The organism is Prosthecobacter sp. (assembly GCF_044232965.1).
Lineage (GTDB): Bacteria > Verrucomicrobiota > Verrucomicrobiia > Verrucomicrobiales > Verrucomicrobiaceae > Prosthecobacter.
In genome coordinates this window covers 143,054-166,344 of record NZ_JBIIKX010000004.1, presented here as the reverse complement: position 1 = coordinate 166,344, position 23,291 = coordinate 143,054, and the positions used below count along the sequence as shown (strand labels likewise).

Sequence of the window (23,291 nt, the reverse complement as noted above, 5' to 3'; positions counted from 1 at the left end):
ACGCGTGTGTTTCATGCTTATTTGAGGCTGTCGTAAACCTTCCGGATCATTTCGGGATCGAGCTGGCCGCGTTCGGCTTTCTCGCGGTATTCTTTTCCCATCTGCTTGATCTGAGCCATGGCCTTGCGGAGGCGCTTCTTGTCGATCTCGTTCTCGACGGCCTGGGGTTCATCGTGCTTCGGCAGATACGCGCGAAGTTCATCCACGACGGGCTTCAGCTTCGCATCCGTAATCAGATTGCGACGCTCCATCGGATCGGTTTGATGATCGTAGAGTTCCTCCGTGCCGTCCGCATACCGCGTGTAGCGATGCGTGGCCGAGCGCACGGAGTGATTCTGAAAACCCATCGTCGTGAGAGTGGGCAGGCCAGGGTCGGACGGTGCTTTTTCCCACCCGGCGAAGCTGCGGCCATCCATGCCTTCTTTCTTCGGCAAGCCGCACAGCTCCACCAGCGTCGGATAGAGATCGAGGAGGTTGACGATTCGGTTCGATTTCGTTCCCGCCTCGGAAAGCCCGGGCACGCGGATGATCAGCGGCACTCGCGTGGATTCCTGCCAGAGATCGGTTTTGCGATAGCGCAACTTCTCGCCCAGGAACCAGCCGTGATCACCGCAGATGACCACGATGGTGTTTTCCGCGTAGCGACTCTTCGCCAGCTTGTCGAGCACGACGCCGACGCAGTGATCCGCATACGAACACGCGGCGAGATAGGCCTGCGTCACCTGCTTGAACTGATTCGCCTGCTGCACACGGTGGAAGTCCTCCGTCGGCTCAAACTTTTTCTTCCCGCGTGGCGTGAGGATGTCGTCGAGATCATCCGGCACGATCTCCGGCACCTGCACCTGATCGAGCGGGTGCATGTCAAAGAACTCTTGCGGCACATGAAACGGCAGATGCGGTTTCGAGATGCCCACGGCCATGAAGAAGGGCTTGCCGAAATCGCGATCGAGCTGCTTCGCCGCCCACGCGCAGGTGAGGTAGTCGCTCGTTTCCTTCGTGGCCGTGACCGTCGGACCCCAATCAAACTCCTTCGCCTCGGCATTCGATTTTTGGCCGTCAAGCATGGGCAGCTTGTTCAGCGGTAGGTCTTCCTTGTTCAAGCCATCGCCGCCGGAGTTCGGCGCCCACTCATCAAAGGCCCACTGGCCTTCATCCATGCCGATCCAGCTCGGATGCTTGTGGAAGATTTTTCCGCTCGAAAGCGAGTGGTAGCCGTTCTGCGAGAAATACTGCGGCAAGGTGACCGCCTTCGCCGCGATGGGCGATGCCTTCATGTTGTTGCTGTTGCCATACACGCCGGTGGTGGACGGACGCAGCCCCGTGAGCATCGCCGAGCGCGACGCACAGCACACCGAGCCGGGACAATACGCCTGCATGAACACCGTCCCGCCCGCCTGATTCGCCAACCGGTCCATGTTGGGCGTCTTTGCCTGCGGATTTCCACCGACAACGCCGACCCAGTCGTTCAGGTCATCGATCTCAATGAAAAGCACGTTCGGTTTGGCCGGTTGAGCGTGCAGCAGCGCCATCGGCGCAGACAACAGGACAGCTAAGAGTGTGAGGATGGGTCTCATGGTTGGATTGTTTGCTTTCTGTGTTCAGAAGAGATCAAGGAATCGGCTGCGGCTCGATGAGCGACACCTGCACTTCGTCGATGTAGTGCGCCGTGTTCCGCACCGTCTTGTCGGGCGTGCGCACACCGAAAAAGAGCACGAGGCTGCGTGCCGCGCGCGGCACCTGGATTCTCAAACCCAGCGTCTCCCAGCCATGACCGCCGCCTACGACATCCAGCCCACGCGAAGCCGAAGCCACAGCCTCATCACGATGCTCAAGCCACGTCGCATCCAGAGCTTCCCGCGATTCCGAAACCGCGAACGCGCGTATCATGTAGCGCTTCGACGAACCCGCATCCCCCGCCGCAAAGGAAGCCGAGATCTCAATCTCCCGCGTCTCCCCACGACCTGTCGTCGGCACTGAAGTCAGATCGAGCACCTGATAAACAAAACGCGGCATGCGCATGGGCGACGCCTCCAGCCGGAGCATCGATTTACCGTCTTTCGCACTCACGCCATTCTCCGCGGCCACCACACGTGCCTCATCGCCACCCCAGTGCGCCGAAGCATCCGGAAAGCCCTTTGCCAAAGGCATCGCCGCATCCTCAAAACTCGGCTGCACCACCGCCAGCGGCGTCTTCTTCAAAGCACCGCGATACCCCACAAATCCAAACACCACCGACGTGCAAAACATCCCAAACACAATCCCCGCCGCCGCTGCGGTGAGCGGTCGCCAGGAGAACCACATCCGCTGCGGCTTCACTTTTGGCATCGCCTTTATGGTGGAGGCAGCCGTTGCCTCCGCCGTGAGCGCCTGCGTGAGTGCCACTCGGTCTAAATAGGCTTTCCTTGCTACAGGGCCGATGGACATCTCCGCCTCCAGCCGGAGAAAGTCGGCCTCGGTGATGTCGCCCTCGATCAAGGCGTCGATGAGTTCATTGAGTTCACTCGGTTTCATGATGCAGCCTCCGTGGTTGCCAGTTGTTTCTCGATGCAGGTGAGCAGGGCGTTTCTCAGCCGATGCAGTGTCACCTTCAGTCCCCCCACGCTGCGGCCCATGCGCTGCGCGAAATCATCCAGGGTGCCCGCCGTCGATGAATAGCGATACAGAATGAGTTCGCGATCCTGCTGACGGAGTTTTGCCATGCAACCCCGGAGCGCCTCATGCCGCCGCTCCGTCTCGTAATCACGCTCGACCAGATCTTGGGCAAGGACCAGATCCAGCTCCTCGCCAAACACCAAACGCGAGTCCCGGGCTTGCTGCTTGCGATGGTTCAGCACTTCATAACGCGCCACACTGAATGCCCAGGCCTTGAAGTTCGTGCCGAGGACAAAGTCATCGCGCTTCTTCCAAAGCGTCGCGTTCGCCTGCTGCACCACATCATGCGCCGCGCTGTCTCCAGGCAGCAGCGCCTGGACATACAAACGCAGCGGCAGTTGAGCCTCGGTCAACTGCGCGACGAACTCTGTTTCCTTTAGATTCTCGTTCATGATCACCCCCAAATGCCACAGCGTGGCAAAAGGTTAACACCGCATCTTTGAAAAAGATCGTCAGTTCCCCGGCGACTACCGGGCCACCGCAGGCAGCTTCTGAATTCGAGCCGTGAGTTCTGCGACGACATCGGCATGCTGTGCCGAGACATCGTGGAGCTCCTCGGGATCGGTTTCGTGATCGTAGAGTTCGGTTGGGCCATCGCTCCAGCGGGTGAAACGCCAGCGGGCGGTGCGGATGCTTTGGCCGTGAAGTTTGTCGCCACGCGTCACGAGCGTGAAGGCCGCGTCTTTGATGCTAGCGGCGGGATCGGTCAAAACAGGACGCAAACTGCCTCCTGCGGCCGTGTGAGGCATTTTCAGGCCGCAGAAGTCCGCGACGGTCGGATATACATCGACGAACTCGGCGAGCGAGCGCGTCGTCTGGCCGCCTTTCAGGCCCGGCGCGGCGATGATGAGCGGCGCACGGCAACTGCGCTCAAACAGCGTGTTTTTGTTCCACCACTGCCGCTCGCCGGTGTGGTAGCCATGATCGCCGACGAAGATGACGATGGTCTTTTCCCAGAGCTGATGCTTGTCGAGCGCATTCAGCACGCGACCGAGCTGCGCATCCATGAAGCTCGTGCCCGCACAGTAGGCGCGAAACAACTCCCGCCACTCCTGTTCGGTGAACTTGGCAAAAGCCTCGCCGTAGTCGCCAAAGCCAACGCTGTCCTTCCTCACGGCCGTCATGTCAGCGGGATCGCTCCAAGGCTTCAGCGAGTCCGCGGGATAGAGATCGAAGTATTTCTTCGGCGCGATGAAGGGATCATGCGGCTTCATAAACCCGCAGCCGATGAACCACGGCGTGTCGCCGAGCTTCTCGATCATCGCCACCGTGGCCGCGGCGATTTGACCATCCGGCTGATCGTCATCCGTGCCATCCGCCGCGCCCCACTGGCACCATTTCAGCGCCCCGCCGGTCACATTGCGGCCTTCGAGCATTTTGCGGCCTGCCTTCGTCGCTTCAAACGCCTGCGCCGTGTGCCACGAGCGGCCCGCATCCATCCAGCGCTGCTTCGCTTCCACATTCTTGCCGCCGCCGAGATGGTAGAGCTTTCCAAACGCATGCGACTGCCAACCGGCGTCTTTGCAGAGCTGCGGCAGCGTCACGACATCCGGCATCTTTTGCCGCAGCGCGATGTCATTGCCGACGATGCCTGTTTGCTCGGCCCGCAGGCCCGTCATCATGCTGCTGCGGCTCGGATTGCACACGGGATACTGCACATACGCCCGCTCAAACGTCGTGCCGCGAGCCCGCAACCGGTCGAGGTTCGGCGTCTTGACGACGTCCTTCGTGAACGCCCCGCCAAAGTCCCGCAAATCATCCGCCATGATGAGCAGAACGTTGGGCTTCGTGTAAGCGGAGAGCAGAGGGCAAAGAGCGAAGAGAAGGGCGAGACAACGCATGGACGCGATGAAACGACGTAGCACGAGTTTTCTAACTCGTGTTTCTTCAATGCTGCACGAGTCGGAAAACTCGTTTTACGGTTCAAAACGCCGTCCGCGTCGGTTTGGAGCTGTTTTTAGAGGTGAGTTCGATCCAGTCGATCTCCACCGGCGGCTCCTGCATCGGTAAATACAGGCGCACGATGCCGAGCGGGCCTTCGGCTGGGAGTTCGACGCTGATTTCTTCCCAATCGCCGCCTTTGAGCGTGAAATCGATGCGCTGCTCTTTGCTGCCAACACCACCTGGGAGCCAATCGAAGTGGCTGGAGCCGGCTTGGGCCTTGATGCGGAATTTCGCGGTCGTGGGGCCGCTGTGTTTGCCGGCGGAGAAACCGAGGAAGCACGCAGAGCCGATGTTCGTGAGGCGCAGGATGCCGTCTTTGACCGCGGCTTGGCAATCGCGGGCCTTCCAGCCTTGGAGCGCGGGATCGCCATCGTCCTTGCCTTTGGCAGCGGACTTCGCGGGCGCTTTGGCTTTGCCCTTCGGCTGCGATTTGCCTTCGAGCTCGGGGCGATACTTCGCCGGATCAAACGCCGGGTTCGGCACAGGCACGACGGCCTTCGTGTCGGTGAGGAAGCCTTCGAGCAAGGCATCGAGTTCGGCCACGAGTTCGGGCTTCTGCGCGGCGAGGTTGTTCTTTTCACCGAGATCGCCGCGCAGGTTGAAGAGCAGGTGACGATGCGCGCCTTTTTCGCCGCCGTGGAAGATGCGGATGAGCTTCCAGTCATCGCGATGCACCGAAACGGCCGGCGGCAGCCAGTCCGGCACGCCCGGATTGTGCGGGAAGTATTGGAACACCGCTTTGCCTGCCAGTGCATCGCCTTTCAGCGCAGGAAGGATGCTGTGGCCGTCGAATCGCTGCGTTGGAGTCGAGGCTTTAGCCGATCTTTCCGAGTCGCCTGAAGGCTGGACTCCAACACCCGCGATCAACGTCGGATAAAAATCCTCGCTCTGAATGATGGCATCACTTCGACTGCCCGGAGCAGCGATCCCCGGCCAAACAATCACGCAAGGCACGCGCGTGCCGCCTTCAAACAGCGTCGCCTTGCCACCGCGCAGCGGTCGATTGCTGGTGGGCGTGGTGCCATCGACTTCGTTGTACATGTTGCCGCCGTTGTCGGCGGTGAAGATGATGATCGTGTTGTCGGCCAGCTTGAGCCGGTCGAGACCGTCGAGCAGCGTGCCGATGGCGTCGTCCATGCTCTGAATCATCGCCGCGTAGGTGGGGCTGCGCTGCGCGTCCTTCGGATCGATGCGACCGCGATGCGTCTCGATGTTCGCCTTCTTCGCGTCAAAGGGCGCATGCACGCTGAACATCCAGTAGTTGAGGTAAAACGGCTTCTCTTTTTGCTTCTCCATCCACGTCACGGCCTCCGCCGCCATGCGGTCCTCGATGTGCTCGCCGGGCGACTTCTCTTTGAAGTCCGCAAACTTCCACGGCGCGACAAAACTGCCCGCAGGCCCCGGCCCCGGATGATGCGGCAGATCGAAATCAAAACCCTGCTGCAGCGGCGAATACGGCTCCGGCCCGAGATGCCACTTCCCGAAATGCGCCGTGGCATAGCCCGCGTCCTTCAGCGTCTCCGCCAGCGTGCGATACTCCGTCTTCAACCGCGTCACGGGATCAGGCATGATCGCCTTTTGATCCGGCGGAGCCTTCTTGCCCGTCGTCGCCTGCAAAACGACCCGCGGCTCGTGGCAATTCGGCACCGTGATGCCCGTGCGTGCCGGGCTCAGCCCCGTGAGCAACGCCGACCGCGTCGGCGAGCAAAGCGGACTCGCCGAATACGCCCGCGTGAAGGTCATCCCACGCTTTGCGAGCCGTTCCACATTCGGCGTCTGGTAATACGTCGTCGTGCCGTATAGCGATGTGTCACTCCAGCCCAAATCGTCGGCGAGAATGACGATGACGTTCGGCCGCGCCGCGAAAACGGAGAGTGAAGAGCCGAGGGCTAAGAGAAGGAGAAGAGAGCGAAGCATCGCGGCCTGAAACGTCGTCCGCGGCCGGACATTCCGGCAAAGAGTGTGTCGGATTTGGAAGTCTGACCGTTGGTTGTAGCAGCTTATCAACCGCTGATATGACGCTAATTCGACGCTGATAACTCCAAGCCATTAGCGTCAAATCAGCGTCATATTAGCGGTTCAAAATCCGGCAGCGCTGACACAGGCCCGTCGATCGGGAACCTTCTGACTTCTGATCAGGCTGCTTTCACGCGAAATTCGCGCACAGTTCGCGCTTCAACCGATGATGATGCGTTATCATCGCCTCGCCTTGCCAGCGGTGTAAAAACGCCACCCGACTCCACCACAGATGCAAGTGAGGGATACCAACACGATCCACGCATAACCGAAGATCCCATGCGGTCCTGAATCGGATAAGAAAGGCAAGGTGATCAGAGCCAACAGCAGACATGCGAGCCAAGAAATCCCGGCCAAACAAAAGTAAATCCGCCGAGCCCACGTCTGAGACGGATTTTCTTTCGGCGAGGTTTGTTGATGTGGCTGTTCAGGCATTGGTTGGTTAATTGATCCTTCCGATTACCTTCCCGCCTTCAACTCAATCTCCCGGAACTCCGCGCCTCCCGTAGGCAAATGCACGCGCACGTGGATGACGCGGCCGGTGGCCGGGATTTCGAGGGTGTGGGTTTGCCAGTCGGCGGTGGCTTGGAGGGGGAAGGTGAGGCGGTTCACGGGGAGGAAGTCTTTGTCGCCGTCGAGACGCCAGGCGATGGCTCCTTCGCCGGTGGCGGCGGTTTTGAGGGTGAGTTTGGCGGTGACGGGACCGGCGAGCTTGAGATTGGACTTGGTGATGAAGGTGGGTTTGTCGGCCTTGTCGGGTGTGAGGATGAAAAGGCCGTCTTTGGCGGTGAGCTTGCCGTTGCGGGCTTCCCAGCCTTGCGTTTCCGAAGCCGTGGAGGCGGGTGCTTCGACGGGTGGAGCTTTAGTTTTGCCTTCGAGGTAGTGATCGAAGTAGTCGTTCCAAGTCGCGGCCATGGGGCCGAGTGCCATGCCGGGTGGTGTGAGGCCATCAGCCCAGGTTTTGAGCTTCGCGCGGAGTCGCGTGGCGATCTCCGGGTGCTTCGCGGCGAGGTTGTGCTTCTCCTCGCGGTCGGTGGCGAGGTCGTAGAGGTATTCGCGATTACCACCGCGGAGGAGTTTCCAGTTTCCTTCGCGAATGGCGCTCTGGGCCATCCAGCGCCAGTAGAGCGCATCGTGCGGCGGCGCTTTGTTTTCGCCGGTGAGATGCGGGAGGAGATTGACTCCGTCGAGGTCAGTTGGAGTCGAGGCTTTAGCCGAATTTTCAGAGTCGCCTAAAGGCTGGACTCCAACGGCCGTGGCGGCGACATCGAGCGCACTCACAGGATGCTCGTAAACCTGGCCGCCGGGGATTGTGCCGGGCCAGGCAATGAGAAAGGGCGTGGACATGCCGCCTTCGGCCAGCATGCCTTTTTCGCCATTCAGCGGGGTATTCAGGCTGCCGTCCCAGCCGCCGGCGTCGCCCTGGAGCGGCGAATCGACTTTGTGGATCTTCAGCGGAGCGCCGTTGTCGCCGATGAAGAAAATGAGCGTCTTCTCGGTGAGGCCGTGTTTCTTCAAAGTGCTCGTGATGAGGCCCACGCCGTCGTCGATGGCCGAAAGCATGGCCAGCGCGGCGCGGCGTCGCTCCGGCATCTCGCCGGGAAAGCGGTCCATGTAGCGCTTTGGCGCATCCAGCGGCGTGTGCGGGCCGCGATAGGCCACGTAGAGGAAGAAGGGCTGGTCTTTATAGCGCTCGATGATCGCCGCGGCGGCCTTCGAGCAGCCGTCGAGGTGATACTCGCTCGGCGGCAGATCGCTCATCGGGCGGTCCTGGCCATCGAGCGTGATGTTCGCCGAGAAGGCACGCTGCGCGTTTTGCGAGAACACATGCTTGAAGCCATGCTTCGTGATCGCCTCCGTGGGTCCGAGGTGCCATTTGCCGAACTGCGCCGTGGCGTAGCCCGCGTTTTGCAGTCGCGTGGCGATCGTGGTCTGCTTGTTGAAGCCGTCGAGCGCGGAGCCGTTGTTATCGAGATCAAAGCGGCCCTGGAAGCGCCCGGTCATCAATCCACCACGCGAGGGCACGCATTGCGGCGCCGTGCTGTAACCATGCGTCGCCACCACGCCGCTGCGGGCCAGCGCATCGAGGTTTGGCGTCTTGATGTCCTTCACCACGCCGTGAATGCCGAGATCGGCGTGGCCATGGTCGTCGGTGTAGAAAACAATGATGTTCGGCTTCGCCGCGAAGGCGGAGAGCATAGGGCAGAGAGCGAAGAGAAAAGCCAGAAAGCGCATGGTGGGCGTGAAACGAAGCCGCTGGCCGGACATTCCGGCAAAGAGTGTGTCGGATCCGGTAATTCGCCCTTTACGGCCAGCGGCCGTTTGTTTTACGATTTGGGCGCCATGACTGCGAAAACCGCCTCATCTGCCGCCACGAAGCCGAACGCCGAATACGCGATCTACAAGCCAAACGGTCGCGGCAACGGCGGCGTGATCCGTTTTGAGTTCAACCGCACCAAAGGAGCCGTTTTCGTCGATGCGGCGACGCAGAGCGGCGAGAAGCAGTTCGATTGGGAATCGAAGATCACGATGAAATGGGGCTTGAACGACCTCGGGGCCGTTTTGGCCACGCTGCAAGGGCGCCAGGAGCAGGCGAAGCTCTTCCACCAGTCCGAAAAGGCCAACAGCGCCTTCGAACTGACCTACCGCGATGATCCGCAGAAGGCCCCGTTCTTCATGAGCATGTCCCGCCAGGAAGGCGCGACGAAAAACGTGAAGAAGGTGACCATTCCCGTCACCCACGCCGAGGCCGCGATCCTCGAAACGGCGATGCGGGCGGCGATCACGCGGCTGATCGGGTGGTGAGGTTTAAAGCGCCTCTATCTTCACGACCAGCAAGTCGTAACCAAGCGTGCGGTCGAACTTGGCTTCATGTTCGACACGCTCTTCAGCTTTGATAATGGTGATGCGCTTCACGCGGTCGCAGCAGAGCTTTAACAGCGTGCGGAGAATCAACCGTGCATGAGGAGCCCCAAGGCAGAGATGCGTGCCAAAGCCGAAGCTGAGATGGGGGTTGGGTTTGCGGTCGAGACGGACTTCATCTGGCTGCGGGAAGGCGGTTTCGTCAAAGTTCGCCGAGGCCCAGGCGAGCGAGATGCGTTCACCTGCTTTGACCGTGACACCATTCACATCCGTGTCAGCCGGACATACCCGACCGATGTGCGTGAGCGGCATGAAGACGCGGAAAAACTCTTCACTGGCGAGGGTGATTCGCTTTGGATCGGCACGGAGAAACTCCAGTGCCTCAGGATGCTCGGCAAGGTAGCCGAGAGCACAGGAAATGGTGTGGATGATGGTGTCACGACCCCCGGCGAAAGCGAGATTGGCAAAGCCCATGCATTCCTCACGCGTGAGCTTGCGACCGCGATACTCGGCTTTTACCAGCGCGCTGAAGAAGTCCGCGCCTGGATTCGCCTCGGCTTCGTCGAAGTTCCGGTGCAGGTAGTCTTCCAGCACGGTGCCTTTTTTGAACTCGCCGCCGGTGACTTTGAAAACATGGATACCCCAGCCGATCCAGGTGTCTGCTTCGGCTTCGTTTGTGTTGAGCAGATATGTCAGCGCCCGCGACTGCACCGGGAGCGCAAACTCGTTCACGATCTCGATGATCTCACGTCCTAACGCTTGCGTGATCATGCCAGTGAGCAACGCCTCGACCTTCGCCATCATCTCCGGTTCCTTCGCTCGCTGGAAGAAAGGCTCGGCGATGGCGCGGTAGTCGGTGTGTTCAGGTGGATTCGTCTCGATGGGAAGCTGCCGCATGGAGCGCACATCTTCTTCCGATGGAATCGGCACACGGAAGGGCGCGTCTGAGCTGAACGTCTGCCAATCCTTCGCTGCTTTGCGCACATCTTCATGACGCAGAATCATGGTGATGTTTTCGCCATGAAACGGGCACTGCATCACGCCGAATTCGGAGCGGGCTTCTTTAAAGGGATCGGAGAAAGCGGACATGGTTTGGAGTCTTATTTAACGCGGTGTTGAAAGAGGTTTCGAGCGTGAACCTTGGCAAAAACAGTTCAGGAAATGCCTTTGAGGCGATATTCCATGCTCTCGTCGAGGAGTGCGCTTGGCTATCGGCGCAAATATTCCAGCGCGGCGGCACGGAACTCGGCGTCGGTGATGGCCTTGCCGGTGCGTTGTTGAAAGTCGGCTATGTGTTTCCGCGCCCAGTCGAAGTAGCGCTGATGCGTGTGCCAGATGGGCTGCTTCTCGTTCTTTTCGTCGATGAGCCAGAAGCCGCCGGGTTTTTCGGGGGTGCCTTCGTTGTCGTAGAGTTCCCAGTAGAGCACGAAGGGGCAGCCCCATTCGAGGGCGGCGATCATGGTTTCGATGCTTTTGCGGTCGGTCACCTCGGGCGAGTAGCGTCGCGCGGGGAAGCCGTATTCGCCGATGAAGACGCGTTTGCCGGGGATGCCGGGCTTGGGTTTCAGTTTCGATTCGAGATGGTCGAGCGCGGCGTGGAGATCGTCGCGGATACCGCGCTGGAGGCTGTCGTAGCAGGAGTAGCTGACGAAATCGACGTCCACCTGCGGGAGGATGTCGTTGGCGAGGCATTGGCCGCCTTTGAGGAAGGGCTCGACGAGGTTCGCCTCGGTGTAGTGCCAGACTTCGACGTTTTGATGAGGCGTGTCGCGCTTCGCGTCGTCGATGGCCTGTTGGCGGACCTTGAGCCAGGCGATGAAGTTGTCGCCAAAGTGCTCGGGGAAGGGCTGTTTCGGGTCAAAGTGCGGTCGCAGATGCCAGTCGCCCTCCCAGTGACCGAGGTAGAATTTTTTGCCGCTGCCGCTGTAAGTGCGCAGCAGATGCGAGGTGAGGTCAAACATCTCGCGATACTCCAGATCGCGCTCGGCGGGCTTGAAGGTGCCCGCGTTGCCATGCGTGGTGAAGGGATAGGCCCAGATGAAGAAGTGAGTGAACGGCATGTCGAGCACCGCGCGATGCGTCGGCTCCTTCGCCGCGATGTCGGCGAGTGTTTGGAGGCCGGGATTGCTCCCGCGCACATTCACCTTCGCCTTGCCAAACGAGGCCTGCTCCGAGATCGAGAACTTCATGATGCCTGACCCGAGTTCCGCGATCAGCTTCGCGCTCTCCAGCAAAGGCTCGTCCTGCGTGAACTGATACCGCCCACCGATGGCCTGCGTGCCGAGGAGCATGTTGGGCGGCTCCGCCGAGAAGGCACAGAGCAGAGGGTAAAGAGCAAAAAGGAGGAGGCGCATGGGGCAAAATAGTCTGGAAACGCGAAAGTTACCTTCGCCAAAATGCCCACCAAAGCGGACGAGCATTCTTCTCTGCTGCTTCGCCAGGAAAAAGACCTTCATACCATTTTAAATGCTCCGTCGCGGTGTAGCCAAAGCCAGCTGCCATGAACAAATCACGCCAGTCGATCTTGGCGAGTTCGAAGACGGAGTCCTCTTCTTGCCCAGGCTCCGTAAGCAGCTTCATGACGGAGAAACGAATGCGGTCCATGTCTTCCGATTTGTGCTTGTCGCAGAAAGGGATGTTTTCCGAAACTTCCTCCACCAGCCTGCAGGCGAGATGTGAGCGTCGTGGTTCATCAAACAACCGTTCCACGACCTTGAGACACTTCTTCGACAGAGGGATGGGCATAGTATGAGGGTCAGGCCATTCGCAGATCGAGACGATCATCGCCATTCAAATCGAGCACACGGACGGTGGCTCGACCCACGGCGGTGCGCCCTGCAATGCGGATGCCGTTCCAGCCAAAATGCTCGTCCCAGTTGTCTTTTCGCGGGTGAAACAGCGGAGTGATCTCATCGGTCTCTGGGTCGATGCCAGTCAGGTTGGTTCCTTTGTGCAGATTGCAGTCGATGCAGGCAAGACAGAGATTCTCCAAGGCATCGGTGCCGCCATGCTTGATGGGGCGGATGTGCTCGATGTGCAGCGCCGCCAGCGGCGAGTCATCCTGATGAAGCTGGCAATACTCGCAACGGTGCTTCGCCCGTTGTCGCACGAGATGCCGAACGGCCTCGGTCATGCTGCGGATCGAGCTTTGAAGCGTTTCGCCTCGCGCATCATCAGGGCGATGAACTTGTTGGCTCTGACGTAGCCTTCATACTCGGCCCGCTCCTCTTCTGTGAGCTCGCCTTCGGTACTTTTTCCCGCCAACTGGTCGATCCGATCCCGCAGCGACCGGTCTGGCATGACAGACATGATCAAGTCCTCCTTGCCGGGAAGGAGAAGTTCAAGAAGCGGCGAGACACCGCGTTGAAAGGCCATCTGAGTGCTCATGGGAACGAGTTTGCCACGCAGGCGGCGTTCGTGCAAGGGTTGTGGTAGGCGGAGGTCAGAGGGCAAAGAGGGAAGAGGATGAGGCGCATGGGGCGAAAAATGGGTTGGAAAGTGGGTCTGGAAATGGCAAAGTCACAGCTATGACAGCGACACTCGATAAAGCAGGACGCGTGGTTCTTCCAAAAAAGATCCGGGATAAGCTACACCTCAAGACAGGCGCGGCGTTCAAGATCGAGATCGTGGGCGACAAGATCGAACTGGAGCAGGAACTGCCGAAGGTGCGGATCGTGCGAAATGCTCGTGGCCGCCGGGTGGTGATGGGTTGGGAGGGGTTTGACGCCGCCAAAGCCGTGCAGGAGATCCGCGAGGAGCGCATGGAGAACCTCATGCCCGCCAAACGCAGATGATCGCATTCATCGAGACCTCCGCGCTCGTCGCAGCCATCGTGGGGACGGAGGATTACCATCGTGAATGCGACGCCCTGATGGACTCCGGCGAACTCGGCATGTTTGCCCACGGTCTTGCTGAAACCTTCAGCATCCTCACCAGCGGGCGGAGAAAGCTGCAAATGACGGCGGATGCCGCCTCTGAGCTGATCGAACAAGACTTCTTGCCGCTGCTCAGCGTGACCTCTCTCACGCCGACTGAGATGATGAGGGCGATGCGGGATGCCCAGAGTCGTGGTGTGCGCGGCGGAGGTATCTACGACTACCTGCACCTCGTCGCCGCCCGAAAGGCAAAAGCAGCACGCATTTACACGCTGAACCTCTCGAACTTCCGGGCGATCTACCGCCCCGGTGATCCTGAGATCGTGCATCCGGGGGTGTGAGGTGCAGATGAATGAGACTCGTGGTCAGACGCCAATCCGGGCCATGGTTGATTCAAGAATCGCTGCGACATCAGCGCTTTCGCCGTGGGCCGACAATGCCTGGTTCACGATCAACCAGTCATCAATCGAATCGGCGAGCACATACCTTCTGAACAAGTTGTAGATTGAGTAGTAGGCCAGCTCGATGTCGTCTGGGAATTCCAAGTCGTCATCCTGCATTGCACAGATTGGTTCTCCATAACGTGCTTGGACGTTGCAAGTGTCTTTACCCTCCATCACAGAGCGAAACGCGTCTGCCGGCAGAGCGATGTCCACCGTTTGCTGAGTGCCGCAGACTGTTTCGACATACCTTAAACATCCCCCGGAATGACAGTAAGACTGCCAAACGCGAAGAGCTTGAGCACACAGGTCAATTTGCACCAGCTTGCGCAACTCAGCGGGTAAGGCGTGGAAGTTTTCCAAGAGAGAAGGCATGGAACTCAGTAAGCGGTTGGTCATGGCTGCGCCATCACTTCCCCTTCTCCAGCCTCTTCCTCCATCGCGGGAGTTCTTTGCCGAGGAGTTCGGCGGGGCGGGTGCTGAAGAAGTCGTAGGCGACTTTGTTTTTGGCGGCCATTTCTTGGAAGGTGGAATAAACGATGCCGTCGTCGGCGCCGGCGAAGATGGGTTTGGCAGTTTTGAGGTCGTAGAAGCGGGCCCAGAGCACGTCGGTGGAGGCGGGGTCGGCAATGTAGTCGGTCTTGCCCTTGGCGTTCTTCGTTTTGCGCAGGCCGGTGAGGCGGTGGGCGTCGAACCACTTCAGCGCGGACTCGATCATGGCGACGACTTCGGGCGTGGTGGGGCCGCTGCGCATGAGGAACTTCACGAGGTTCGCGGATTCGCCGCCGCTGAGGGACGGCGGCTCTTTGGCGCGGGCTTTCACGGGCTCGAGCGTGAGCGGATGATGCTGCGCACACCAGACGGTGGGCTGGCCGTCGATGCGGACCTGCATGGCGGCGATGTTGGCGATGCCTTTGTCGAAAGCGGCCTGCGCACGCTGCTTCAGCGCGTCGTCGGCGAAGGCGAAGTGGTTGTCGCCCTCGGCGAGGTCGTGCAGCACCTCGAGGATGTGCACCATGGCGTCGTCATTGAGCGTGATGGCCTCGTGGTAGCCGCGCTCGACGGGGTAGTTTTGCGGCCAGCCGCCGTTCGGATACTGCGCGGCGAAAACGTAGTCGAGGCCCTTCATCAGCGCGGCTTTCACGTCGTCGCGTTTTGTGGCGGTGAAGACACCGGCGAGGAACTTGATCTGCTCCGTCGTGGTGCGGTTGTCAAAGGTGCCGCAGTAGTGCCAGGCGTCGCCGGTTTGCGCGGTCCAGTGCGTGCCGGGCTGGCGTGGGCCTTTCGTGTAATCGACCGCCTTCGACCAGCCACCGGTCGGCGTCTGGTAGCTGATGACGACCTCGGCGAGCTTTTGGTTCTCCGCGCTGGCGAACCACTCCGCAGGCGTGTCGCTGTCGTGCTCAAACTCGGCGCGATTGCCCGGCGCGGGCTTCACCTCGGCCTTGGCGCGTTCTTCATCGAGGATGCGGTGCTCCTCCGCGGCAAAGGCATGCGATTTGGCGATGTAGGCGGTCCACTCGGCTCGCTGCGCCTCGGGGAGCTTCGCGAGAAGCTCGTCGGTGAGCAGGGTGAAGGGTCTGTCTTCTGCCGCGGCGATTGAAATGACAAAGAGGAGTGGAAAAAGGTGGCTGCGCATAGGATGACAGTGCCCGAGACGACGCCTGCTACAGTGAGAACGTAAATGCGATTGTTCTCCGGTCGTGTTACTTAGATATCATGGTCTCTGCCATGGCGTGCTGCCGCCGCGCTGAATGTGTTGGCTGAGAGCAGCAGAGAGTTCGTTGAATATCTTCGGAGCCTTTGTGGCTACGTTCGTTTTCTCCTGCGGATCGTTCTTCAGGTTGTAGAGCTCCAGCGGGCTGTAGGGATCGTTTTGCATGAGCTTCCAGTCGCCACGGATGAGCGCTTCGTAGTTCTTGCCGCCGTAGATTTTGCCGCCTTCACGGCGGACGAAGTAAAGATCGCGTGGCGTGGTGATCGTGCCGCCTTTAAGGATCGGCACGAGGCTCACGGCATCGAGTTCGGGCGAGGGCGTCGCTCCGGCGAGTTCGAGGAAAGTCGGAAACAGATCAAAATTCAGCCCCTGGAAGTCACTGCGGTTGCCGGGCTTGATTTGCGCAGGCCAGCGCATCATGAAGGGCACTCGCAGGCCGCCGTCGTAGTGATCCTGCTTGCCGCCACGCCACGGGTCGTTGTTCTGCGCATGAGGCACAGAGCCGCCGTTGTCCGCGCTGAAGACGACCACGGTGTTTTCCTCCAAACCGACCTCTTTGAGCACTGCGAGCACCTTTCCGATGCGATCATCGAGATGCTCGACGAAGGCCACATTCATCGCCCGCTTTTCATCGAGTTGCGGCGCTCGTGCTTTCACCTTCGCCAGCCATTCGTCAGGCGGCTCGATGGGGAAATGCGGCGCGTTGTAAGCGAGATAAAGGAAGAACGGCTTGTCCTTCGACTTCGCCCGCTCACGCAGGTAATCACCGGCCCAGTCGGTGAAAAGATCCGTCGCATGGCCCTTCGGGTCGATGACTTCGGCATTGAGCCGCATGTAGTTGTTCCCATGGCGCAGATGCGTCGTGTAGCTGTCCATCATGTCGCCGAGGAAGCCGTGAAAGTGGTCAAAGCCGCGTTCATGCGGCGTGTTGGGCGATTCGAGGCCGAGATGCCACTTCCCGATGATGCCAGTGTGATAGCCGATCTTCTTCAATTCATCCGCAATCGTCGGCTCACCCGGTTTGAAGTAGCCCCAGGAGTTCTCTGGCTGCGTGCGGATCACTCCAGGCACACCCACGCGATCCGCGTAGCGCCCCGTGAGCAGTGCCGCACGCGAGGGCGAGCACACCGTGCAGTTCGCCCGCATCGCGGTGAAAAGCATGCCCTCCTGGCCGATGCGGTCGATGTTCGGCGTCCGCACATCAGAGGCGTGGTAGGCTGACACATCGCCATAGCCATGATCATCGGCGAAGATGAGCAGGAAATTCGGCGGTGCCGAGATGAGAGGAGAACAGAGGGCGAAGAGAATGACGAAAAGCAGGCGGTTCATGATTTTTTCTTGGCTTTGGCTTGCGCGGCGGCTTTAGGATAGCGGGTGACGCGGATGTCGTTTTTCTGCGGAGCGCCGGGCGTGCTGCGCCCGTTGGTGATGAGTTTTTCCATCGTGTCCTGCATCGACTTCACGCGGTCTGGATGCATGGCGGCGAGGTTCGTGGTCTCGCCGAGGTCTTCATCGAGGTTGTAGAGCTGCACGGGTGTTTTCATCACCGGATCAGCAGCGAGGACGAGCTTCCAGGCGCCGTCGCGCAGGCTGGGTGTGCCACCGCAGGCGGCATTGATGGCATGAATGCGGATGGGGCGGTCTTCGCCTTTGAGCAGAGGCATCAGGCTGAAGCTGTCTTCACCGGCATTCTCAGGCAGCTTCGTGCCAAGGATCTCGGCGAGCGTGGTGATGGTGTCGGCTTGCTGCACGAGCTGCTTGCACACAGTGCCAGCCTTCACCACACCGGGCCATTTCACGACGAAGGGTACGCGATGCCCGCCTTCATAAACGGAAGTCTTGTATTCACGCAGCGGACCGCTGGGGAAGTGCCCCTGCGCCTCCAGCGGCGGCACGCCGATGTAGGACGCGCAGCCGTTGTCGCTCGTGAACAGCACGAAGGTGTCTTTTTCGACTCCGCCACTCTTCAAAGCCTCCAGCACGCGACCGATCACATGATCCGTCTCCATCACCAGATCGGCGTAGTCACTGTTGAGGCCGCTTTTGCCCTTCCACTCGGCATTCACGGCCAGCGGCGTGTGCGGGGAGGTGAGCGGCAGGTAGAGCAAGAAGGGCTTCTTCGCATCTGACTGCGCCTTGATGAACTTCTCCGCTCGATCACCGAGCGCGGGCAAAATGCCCTCCAACTGCCAACCGGGCAGCGCGGGGCCTTGGATGCTCGCCTGATTCTTCATCAGCTTTGCCGCAGGCAGCAGCTCGCTCGGGATGCCGACTGTGCGATCTCCGTCGATGAAACAATACGGCGGCCAGTTCGGCACGTCGGTGCCGAAATACTCATCAAAGCCGCGCTCCGTCGGCCCGCCGGGGATGCGCCGCGAAAACACCGCCTTCCACGTCTCGCGATGCGCGTCGGTGATCGTCGTGGAGACCTCGCCGCCACCGCCCGGCTTGCCGCCGAAGCCGCTGAAGTGCGTCTTTTGCTCCGGCGTGATCGGCCAGTCGCTGCCGAGATGCCATTTGCCGATGCACGCCGTGCGATAGCCGTGCTGCTGCGCTAGCTTGCCAATCGTCAGGCGATCCGGTGAGATGAGCGGCTTCCCCCAGACGCCAACGATGCCTGACTGCAACGTCGTCCGCCAATGATAGCGCCCCGTGAGCAGCGTGTAGCGTGATGGCGAGCAGCAGCCCGAACTCGAATGCCCGTCCGTGAACCGCATCCCCTCCGCCGCGAGGCGATCCATGTTCGGCGTTGGTATTTTGGATCGCTCCGGGTTGTTCGCATGCATGTCGCCGTAGCCGAGATCATCCGCGAGGATGATGACGATGTTTGGCTGTGCAGCGAAGACGACGGGGCAAAGGGCAAGGAGGAGAAGGATGCGTGTCATGATCGTGAAAGGCTATTTGTCTGATGGCTTCATCACGCCGCTCATTGGGTGCGAGCTCACGGTATCCCACGCGATCTGTTGGAGCAGGGTGTTGAGCTTGGTTTTGTTATCTTCGCTCATGTCTTTGAGCAGCTTGAAGGCTTGTCATCCGCGCGGGTGAGGATTGCGGTGAGACAAAGGGCGGAGAGGAGAAAGGTGGCTCTCATGCGGTGATAACGTCTGCTGGAGTAGCTTCCATCAGAGCTGTTTAGATAGGCGGCGCAGACATTCCATCAGCGTTTTGACCGCTTTGCTTTGAAAGCGATACGATTTCCACATCATCGCCACGGTGCGCGTGGGTTTTTCGCCACTGAAGGAGCGATAGATGCGGCGGTCGCTGGTGTCGGTCTTCCGCGCCATCTCCGGAACGATGGAGACGCCGTGGTTCAGCGTCACAAGTTCTTGTACGGTGGTGAGCTGGCTGGTGCGCTCGATGGTGACGGGCTGCACGGATTTCCGCCGGCAGAAGGTGGCGATGTTGTCGGACAGACAGTGCGCCTCGCTCAGCATGACAAAGGGGTAACCATCCACGGAATCAATAGCGACCGACTTCGAGGCAGCGAGCGGATGCCCGACTGGCAGCACGAGCAGCAGCTCTTCCTCAAAGAGCGGCTCGACCTCCAAATACTTGGCGATGATGGGCAGCGCGAGAATGGCAAGGTCGATCTCGCCGTGGCTACAGCGTTTGATGAGATTCTCCGTCGTGTCCTCCTGCACGATCACGGAGATCTCCGGGTGCGCTTTGGCGAAGCTGCTCAGCAGGCCAGGCAGGAAATAAGGTGCGATGGTGGGGATGGCACCGAGCCGGATGCGGCCACGACGACCAGCCTCGGAAAGCTCGGCGAAGGTGTCCTCCATGAGCTTCAAAATGTGCTGGGCGCGTTCCAGCAAGAGCTCGCCGTGATCGGTCAGCATGACCTCGCGCGGCTTGCGCTCAAAGAGCGGCTGGCCGAGCTGCTCTTCGAGTTTTTGGATGGCCCGGCTCAGCGCGGACTGGGAGAGATTCAGCTCCTCCGCTGCCCGGGTGAAGTTCTTGGTTCGTGCCAGGGCCACGAATTGCTCGAGCAGGTGGAGATTGAGTTCATTCCGCATCCTGGCCCCATAGCGATGCGTCGAGTGCATGGCAAGCATTCAGACAATGCATTGGATGCATCCTTCATCATCCGGGAAAGGAGCAGTGGAGGACTTCCACCCTTGGTCCGCTACCCACCAACCAAACCAACCTGAGGCCATGAAAACATCGAAACTCAAGGCTGCACTTACCCTGCTGATGCTGACGCCCGTCGTCACCGCATCGGCCCAGGAAAAGCCAGCCCAACCGAAATCAGACAAACCTATGGAAGACATCAGCAAGTGCCCCGTGATGGGCGCAGCAGCCGGGCCTGGCCGTCACACCACCGCCGGAGCAATGACCAACAGCGACTGGTGGCCGAACCAGCTCAATCTCAAAATCCTTCATCAAAACTCGCCGAAGGGTGATCCGATGGGCGAGAGCTTCAATTATGCCGAGGAGTTCAAGAAGCTCGATCTCGCCGCCTTGAAGAAGGATCTGAATGAACTCGTGACCACCTCCCAGAAGTGGTGGCCCGCCGACTACGGCCACTACGGCCCCTTCATGATTCGCATGGCCTGGCACAGCGCTGGCACATACCGCACGAGCGATGGTCGTGGTGGTGCTGGATACGGCACTCAGCGCTTCGCACCGCTGAACAGCTGGCCGGACAATGGGAACCTGGACAAGGCGCGCCGCCTCCTTTGGCCGATCAAGCAAAAGTATGGCAACAAGATCTCCTGGGCTGATTTGATGATCCTCACTGGCAACGTCGCGCTCGAATCCATGGGCTTCAAAACCTTCGGCTTTGCCGGTGGTCGTGCCGATGTGTGGGAGCCGCAGGAAGACATCTACTGGGGTCCAGAAACCACCTGGCTGGGCGACAAGCGCTACAAGGACGAGCGCCAACTGGAGAAGCCGCTCGCCGCTGTGCAGATGGGCCTCATCTACGTCAATCCCGAAGGTCCCAACGGCAAGGCCGACCCGTTGGCCGCCGCTGCGGACATCCGCGAAACCTTTGGCCGCATGGCCATGAACGACGAAGAAACCGTCGCGCTCATCGCCGGTGGTCACACGTTTGGTAAGGCTCACGGAGCGGGAGATCCAAAAAACGTCGGCCCCGAGCCTGAAGCTGCACCATTGGAAGAAATGGGCTTCGGTTGGAAAAACAAGTTTGGCAAAGGCAACGCGGAAGACACCATCACCAGTGGTCTCGAAGGTGCCTGGACGACTACTCCGCGAGCTTGGTCGCACGGTTACTTCACCAACCTCTTCGCTTATGAATGGGAGCTGACCAAAAGCCCCGCCGGTGCCCAGCAGTGGACGCCGAAAGGCGGCGCTGGCAAAGGCACCGTGCCGGATGCGCACGTCGCTAGCAAATCACATGCGCCGATGATGTTCACCACGGACATCGCGCTGCGTGAAGACCCGATCTACCACAAGATCTCCAAGCGCTTCCTGGAGAATCCCGGCGAGTTTGCTGACGCCTTCGCCAAGGCTTGGTTCAAGCTGACGCATCGCGACATGGGGCCGCTCGCTCGCTACCTTGGCCCTGAAGTGCCAAAGGAAAAACTCATCTGGCAGGACCCGCTTCCTGACTTGGATCATGAACTCGTCAACGAGCAGGACGTCGTCCAGCTCAAGGCGAAGCTCCTTGATTCCGGCCTAACCACCTCCGAACTCGTGTCCACCGCTTGGGCTTCCGCGTCCACCTTCCGTGGCAGCGACAAGCGCGGCGGTGCCAATGGCGCCCGCATCCGCCTCGCCCCGCAGAAGGATTGGGAAGTGAACAATCCAACCCAGCTCGCCAAAGTGCTCGCCGCCTTGGAGAAGATCCAAACCGAGTTCAACACCGGGAAGAAGAAGGTCTCGCTCGCGGACTTGATCGTCCTCGGCGGCAGCGCCGCTGTCGAAGCTGCCGCAAAGAAGGCCGGTCACGACGTGAAGGTGCCCTTCAGCCCCGGTCGTGTGGACGCCACGCAGGACCAGACCGATGTCGAATCCTTCGCTGTCCTCGAACCGAAGCACGACGGCTTCCGCAACTACCTCGGCCACGAGCTTGATCGCCCCGCGCCCGAGAACCTCGTGGACCGCGCCCAGCTCCTCACGCTTTCCGTGCCTGAGATGACCGTCCTCATCGGCGGCATGAGAGCGCTTGGCACCACCGTCGGTCATCCCGACCTCGGCGTGCTCACCAAGAATCGCGGTGCTCTCACCAACGACTTCTTCGTGAACCTGCTCAGCATCGAGAACGAATGGAAGGTCTCGCCCCGCTGCGAGCACTTCTATGAAGGCACCGACCGCAAAACTGGCGCGATGAAGTGGATGGCCACCTCCGTCGATCTCGTCTTCGGCTCGAACTCCCAGCTCCGCGCCACCGCCGAGGTCTATGCCAGCGAGGACGCAAAGGCGAAGTTCGTCACCGACTTCGTCGCCGCCTGGAACAAGGTCATGAACCTGGATCGCTTCGATCTGGCGAAGTGAGCTGAGGAACGATTGACGCAATTAGCAAACCCATCCTGGCATCCAAGCGCCGGGATGGGTTTTGTTTATTCACTCACCCACGCACCACAGATACTCCTGCCTTGTCGGACTGGTCTTGGCAGAGCGGAGGTAGATGCGGTTGTCGCAGATGGCGGGGGAGCTGAAGCTTTCGTCACCGAGTTGGTTTTGGCCGAGGAGAGTGAACTTCTCCGGTGTGGCTTCGAAGACGGAGGTGACGCCGCCTTTGCTCGTGACGTAGATGCGGGAGTCGGCCATGACGGGCGAGCCGTAGAATTCGCGATCGACTTTTTCATTCCAGAGTTCCTCGCCAGTCGCGGACTTCCAGCATGCCGCACGGCCAGCATCGCCAACCGCAAAGACGTGGCCATTTTTCACGAGCATGGAGGGCACATAGGTCTTCGTGACATTCTCCCATGCGATCTTGCCGCTGCCGTCGGCTTCGAGGGCCATGGTGTGATTCTTCGGATAACCGCCGCCGAGGAAGACGCGGCTGCCGTCGCTCACGGCAGTGACGACGGTCTCCTCCGTGCTGCCGTCGATGCTCCAGAGCTTCGTGCCCGTGAGCGGATCAAAGCTCTCGACCTTGTTGCAGCCGGCGAGCACGGCCTGAACCTTGCCCGCAGCCTGCACGATGCCAGGCGAAGCGTAGTTCGCCACGGGTGGACGGTCCTGCTGCCACACGATCTCGCCGGTGAGTTTGTTGAGGCCGGACATCTTGCCGCCGCCGCGATGATCGGCAGACACGAGCACGATGTTTTGATAAATCACCGGCGAGGAACCAAAACCCTGATGCACCTGGAAATCACACACTCGACGCTGCCAGAGCTGCTTGCCGGTCAAATCGAGCGCGGTGGTGAAAATGGCAGCGTTGTTCAAAAAGTTCACAAACAGCCGTTCGCCATCACTCACGACATCGGATGAAGCCTGTGAGGAGACTTTGTGCCCCTTGGTGTTCAGGTTGCCCCGATGCACCACGGACTCCCACAGCTTTTTGCCCGTGGCACGATCAAAGCAGAGCACGAGCTGCTCCTCGGTCTCCACGTCTGCCGTCGCGAGCAGCACCTGACCGCCGACGACAATCGGCGAACCATGCCCGCGTCCTCGCACCTCGGCCTTCCACACGAGGTTTTCGCCTTCACTCCATTTCACCGGCAGCTTTTGGCCCGCTGCCGCATGACCGTCGCCGGCTGGTCCGCGCCACGCGGGCCAGTCGGCTGCATAGATGGATGTGGCGAATATGGCAATGAGGAGTGCGGTGAGTTTCATGAAGCTGAGATGAGAGTGTCAGAAAACGGCGGCGCAGGC

General features: G+C 60.1%; 21 protein-coding genes. 4 read left to right on the top strand and 17 right to left on the bottom strand.

The window, feature by feature from the left end:
- Positions 1-17: 17 nt before the first annotated feature.
- From ACILSI_RS03410 to ACILSI_RS03385, 6 genes are all read right to left on the bottom strand, one after another.
- Complete coding sequence (locus tag ACILSI_RS03410) at positions 18-1,574, bottom strand: sulfatase (RefSeq protein WP_395720438.1); 1,557 nt, start codon at positions 1,572-1,574, stop codon at positions 18-20.
- A gap of 34 nt (positions 1,575-1,608) precedes the next feature.
- Positions 1,609-2,511, bottom strand: a complete 903-nt coding sequence (locus ACILSI_RS03405; RefSeq protein ID WP_395720437.1) for a hypothetical protein — start codon at positions 2,509-2,511, stop codon at positions 1,609-1,611.
- Positions 2,508-3,044 carry a sigma-70 family RNA polymerase sigma factor gene (locus tag ACILSI_RS03400; protein ID WP_395720436.1) on the bottom strand — a complete coding sequence of 179 codons (537 nt, stop codon included), beginning with the start codon at positions 3,042-3,044 and terminating at the stop codon, positions 2,508-2,510. Before ACILSI_RS03400 ends, ACILSI_RS03405 begins: the two co-directional genes overlap by 4 nt.
- Positions 3,045-3,119: 75 nt before the next feature.
- A complete protein-coding gene (locus ACILSI_RS03395) occupies positions 3,120-4,493 on the bottom strand; it encodes a sulfatase (RefSeq protein WP_395720435.1) in 1,374 nt (457 codons plus the stop codon).
- A gap of 82 nt (positions 4,494-4,575) precedes the next feature.
- On the bottom strand, positions 4,576-6,513 hold the full coding sequence (locus tag ACILSI_RS03390; protein WP_395720434.1) for a sulfatase: 1,938 nt from the start codon (positions 6,511-6,513) through the stop codon (positions 4,576-4,578).
- 558 nt (positions 6,514-7,071) lie between these two features.
- Positions 7,072-8,811 carry a sulfatase gene (locus tag ACILSI_RS03385; RefSeq protein WP_395720433.1) on the bottom strand — a complete coding sequence of 580 codons (1,740 nt, stop codon included), beginning with the start codon at positions 8,809-8,811 and terminating at the stop codon, positions 7,072-7,074.
- Between the two features lie 144 nt (positions 8,812-8,955).
- Here ACILSI_RS03385 and ACILSI_RS03380 point away from each other — a divergent pair, with 144 nt between their 5' ends.
- Complete coding sequence (locus ACILSI_RS03380) at positions 8,956-9,417, top strand: hypothetical protein (protein ID WP_395720432.1); 462 nt, start codon at positions 8,956-8,958, stop codon at positions 9,415-9,417.
- 3 nt (positions 9,418-9,420) lie between these two features.
- Here the strand turns inward: ACILSI_RS03380 and ACILSI_RS03375 are convergent, their stop codons facing one another.
- From ACILSI_RS03375 to ACILSI_RS03355, 5 genes are all read right to left on the bottom strand, one after another.
- Positions 9,421-10,563, bottom strand: a complete 1,143-nt coding sequence (locus ACILSI_RS03375; RefSeq protein WP_395720431.1) for a cytochrome P450 — start codon at positions 10,561-10,563, stop codon at positions 9,421-9,423.
- Positions 10,564-10,682: 119 nt separating this feature from the next.
- Complete coding sequence (locus ACILSI_RS03370; RefSeq protein ID WP_395720430.1) at positions 10,683-11,828, bottom strand: hypothetical protein; 1,146 nt, start codon at positions 11,826-11,828, stop codon at positions 10,683-10,685.
- Between the two features lie 28 nt (positions 11,829-11,856).
- Positions 11,857-12,264: a hypothetical protein gene (locus ACILSI_RS03365; RefSeq protein WP_395720429.1), complete on the bottom strand. Its 408-nt coding sequence runs from the start codon at positions 12,262-12,264 to the stop codon at positions 11,857-11,859.
- Entirely contained in the window at positions 12,230-12,607 is a 378-nt protein-coding gene (locus tag ACILSI_RS03360) for an HNH endonuclease (RefSeq protein WP_395720428.1), read from the bottom strand. The genes ACILSI_RS03365 and ACILSI_RS03360 overlap by 35 nt, the downstream gene beginning before the upstream one ends.
- Positions 12,604-12,897: a hypothetical protein gene (locus ACILSI_RS03355; protein WP_395720427.1), complete on the bottom strand. Its 294-nt coding sequence runs from the start codon at positions 12,895-12,897 to the stop codon at positions 12,604-12,606. The genes ACILSI_RS03360 and ACILSI_RS03355 overlap by 4 nt, the downstream gene beginning before the upstream one ends.
- A 104-nt stretch (positions 12,898-13,001) precedes the next feature.
- Between ACILSI_RS03355 and ACILSI_RS03350 the strand changes: the two genes are divergently transcribed.
- Together ACILSI_RS03350 and ACILSI_RS03345 are read left to right on the top strand one after the other, a co-directional pair.
- Entirely contained in the window at positions 13,002-13,268 is a 267-nt protein-coding gene (locus ACILSI_RS03350) for an AbrB/MazE/SpoVT family DNA-binding domain-containing protein (RefSeq protein WP_395720426.1), read from the top strand.
- Positions 13,265-13,690 carry a PIN domain-containing protein gene (locus tag ACILSI_RS03345; protein WP_395720425.1) on the top strand — a complete coding sequence of 142 codons (426 nt, stop codon included), beginning with the start codon at positions 13,265-13,267 and terminating at the stop codon, positions 13,688-13,690. The genes ACILSI_RS03350 and ACILSI_RS03345 overlap by 4 nt, the downstream gene beginning before the upstream one ends.
- 24 nt (positions 13,691-13,714) lie before the next feature.
- Here the strand turns inward: ACILSI_RS03345 and ACILSI_RS03340 are convergent, their stop codons facing one another.
- The 5 genes from ACILSI_RS03340 to ACILSI_RS03320 all read right to left on the bottom strand — a co-directional run bounded on the left by ACILSI_RS03340 (position 13,715) and on the right by ACILSI_RS03320 (position 19,552).
- Positions 13,715-14,188 carry a hypothetical protein gene (locus ACILSI_RS03340; RefSeq protein WP_395720424.1) on the bottom strand — a complete coding sequence of 158 codons (474 nt, stop codon included), beginning with the start codon at positions 14,186-14,188 and terminating at the stop codon, positions 13,715-13,717.
- Positions 14,189-14,198: 10 nt separating this feature from the next.
- Entirely contained in the window at positions 14,199-15,428 is a 1,230-nt protein-coding gene (gene pelA / locus ACILSI_RS03335; protein ID WP_395720423.1) for a pectate lyase, read from the bottom strand.
- A gap of 78 nt (positions 15,429-15,506) precedes the next feature.
- Entirely contained in the window at positions 15,507-16,835 is a 1,329-nt protein-coding gene (locus ACILSI_RS03330; protein WP_395720422.1) for a sulfatase, read from the bottom strand.
- Complete coding sequence (locus ACILSI_RS03325; RefSeq protein WP_395720421.1) at positions 16,832-18,391, bottom strand: arylsulfatase; 1,560 nt, start codon at positions 18,389-18,391, stop codon at positions 16,832-16,834. The genes ACILSI_RS03330 and ACILSI_RS03325 overlap by 4 nt, the downstream gene beginning before the upstream one ends.
- Positions 18,392-18,628: 237 nt before the next feature.
- Positions 18,629-19,552, bottom strand: coding sequence for a LysR family transcriptional regulator (locus ACILSI_RS03320; RefSeq protein ID WP_395720420.1), 924 nt, complete (start codon positions 19,550-19,552; stop codon positions 18,629-18,631).
- Between the two features lie 109 nt (positions 19,553-19,661).
- Between ACILSI_RS03320 and katG the strand changes: the two genes are divergently transcribed.
- A complete protein-coding gene (gene katG / locus ACILSI_RS03315; protein WP_395720419.1) occupies positions 19,662-21,965 on the top strand; it encodes a catalase/peroxidase HPI in 2,304 nt (767 codons plus the stop codon).
- A gap of 69 nt (positions 21,966-22,034) precedes the next feature.
- Here katG and ACILSI_RS03310 read toward each other — a convergent pair whose 3' ends face one another.
- On the bottom strand, positions 22,035-23,252 hold the full coding sequence (locus ACILSI_RS03310; protein ID WP_395720418.1) for a PQQ-binding-like beta-propeller repeat protein: 1,218 nt from the start codon (positions 23,250-23,252) through the stop codon (positions 22,035-22,037).
- Positions 23,253-23,291 lie beyond the last annotated feature (39 nt).

Excerpts from the sequence above, each read along its gene's own strand:
- ACILSI_RS03410 (WP_395720438.1), bottom strand. The coding sequence starts at position 1,574 with ATGAGACCCATCCTCACACTCTTAGCTGTCCTGTTGTCTGCGCCGATG.
- ACILSI_RS03405 (WP_395720437.1), bottom strand. The coding sequence starts at position 2,511 with ATGAAACCGAGTGAACTCAATGAACTCATCGACGCCTTGATCGAGGGC.
- ACILSI_RS03400 (WP_395720436.1), bottom strand. The coding sequence starts at position 3,044 with ATGAACGAGAATCTAAAGGAAACAGAGTTCGTCGCGCAGTTGACCGAG.
- ACILSI_RS03395 (WP_395720435.1), bottom strand. The coding sequence starts at position 4,493 with ATGCGTTGTCTCGCCCTTCTCTTCGCTCTTTGCCCTCTGCTCTCCGCT.
- ACILSI_RS03390 (WP_395720434.1), bottom strand. The coding sequence starts at position 6,513 with ATGCTTCGCTCTCTTCTCCTTCTCTTAGCCCTCGGCTCTTCACTCTCC.
- ACILSI_RS03385 (WP_395720433.1), bottom strand. The coding sequence starts at position 8,811 with ATGCTCTCCGCCTTCGCGGCGAAGCCGAACATCATTGTTTTCTACACC.
- ACILSI_RS03380 (WP_395720432.1), top strand. The coding sequence starts at position 8,956 with ATGACTGCGAAAACCGCCTCATCTGCCGCCACGAAGCCGAACGCCGAA.
- ACILSI_RS03375 (WP_395720431.1), bottom strand. The coding sequence starts at position 10,563 with ATGTCCGCTTTCTCCGATCCCTTTAAAGAAGCCCGCTCCGAATTCGGC.
- ACILSI_RS03370 (WP_395720430.1), bottom strand. The coding sequence starts at position 11,828 with ATGCGCCTCCTCCTTTTTGCTCTTTACCCTCTGCTCTGTGCCTTCTCG.
- ACILSI_RS03365 (WP_395720429.1), bottom strand. The coding sequence starts at position 12,264 with ATGGCGATGATCGTCTCGATCTGCGAATGGCCTGACCCTCATACTATG.
- ACILSI_RS03360 (WP_395720428.1), bottom strand. The coding sequence starts at position 12,607 with ATGACCGAGGCCGTTCGGCATCTCGTGCGACAACGGGCGAAGCACCGT.
- ACILSI_RS03350 (WP_395720426.1), top strand. The coding sequence starts at position 13,002 with ATGACAGCGACACTCGATAAAGCAGGACGCGTGGTTCTTCCAAAAAAG.
- ACILSI_RS03345 (WP_395720425.1), top strand. The coding sequence starts at position 13,265 with ATGATCGCATTCATCGAGACCTCCGCGCTCGTCGCAGCCATCGTGGGG.
- ACILSI_RS03340 (WP_395720424.1), bottom strand. The coding sequence starts at position 14,188 with ATGACCAACCGCTTACTGAGTTCCATGCCTTCTCTCTTGGAAAACTTC.
- pelA (WP_395720423.1), bottom strand. The coding sequence starts at position 15,428 with ATGCGCAGCCACCTTTTTCCACTCCTCTTTGTCATTTCAATCGCCGCG.
- ACILSI_RS03330 (WP_395720422.1), bottom strand. The coding sequence starts at position 16,835 with ATGAACCGCCTGCTTTTCGTCATTCTCTTCGCCCTCTGTTCTCCTCTC.
- ACILSI_RS03325 (WP_395720421.1), bottom strand. The coding sequence starts at position 18,391 with ATGACACGCATCCTTCTCCTCCTTGCCCTTTGCCCCGTCGTCTTCGCT.
- ACILSI_RS03320 (WP_395720420.1), bottom strand. The coding sequence starts at position 19,552 with ATGCACTCGACGCATCGCTATGGGGCCAGGATGCGGAATGAACTCAAT.
- katG (WP_395720419.1), top strand. The coding sequence starts at position 19,662 with ATGAAAACATCGAAACTCAAGGCTGCACTTACCCTGCTGATGCTGACG.
- ACILSI_RS03310 (WP_395720418.1), bottom strand. The coding sequence starts at position 23,252 with ATGAAACTCACCGCACTCCTCATTGCCATATTCGCCACATCCATCTAT.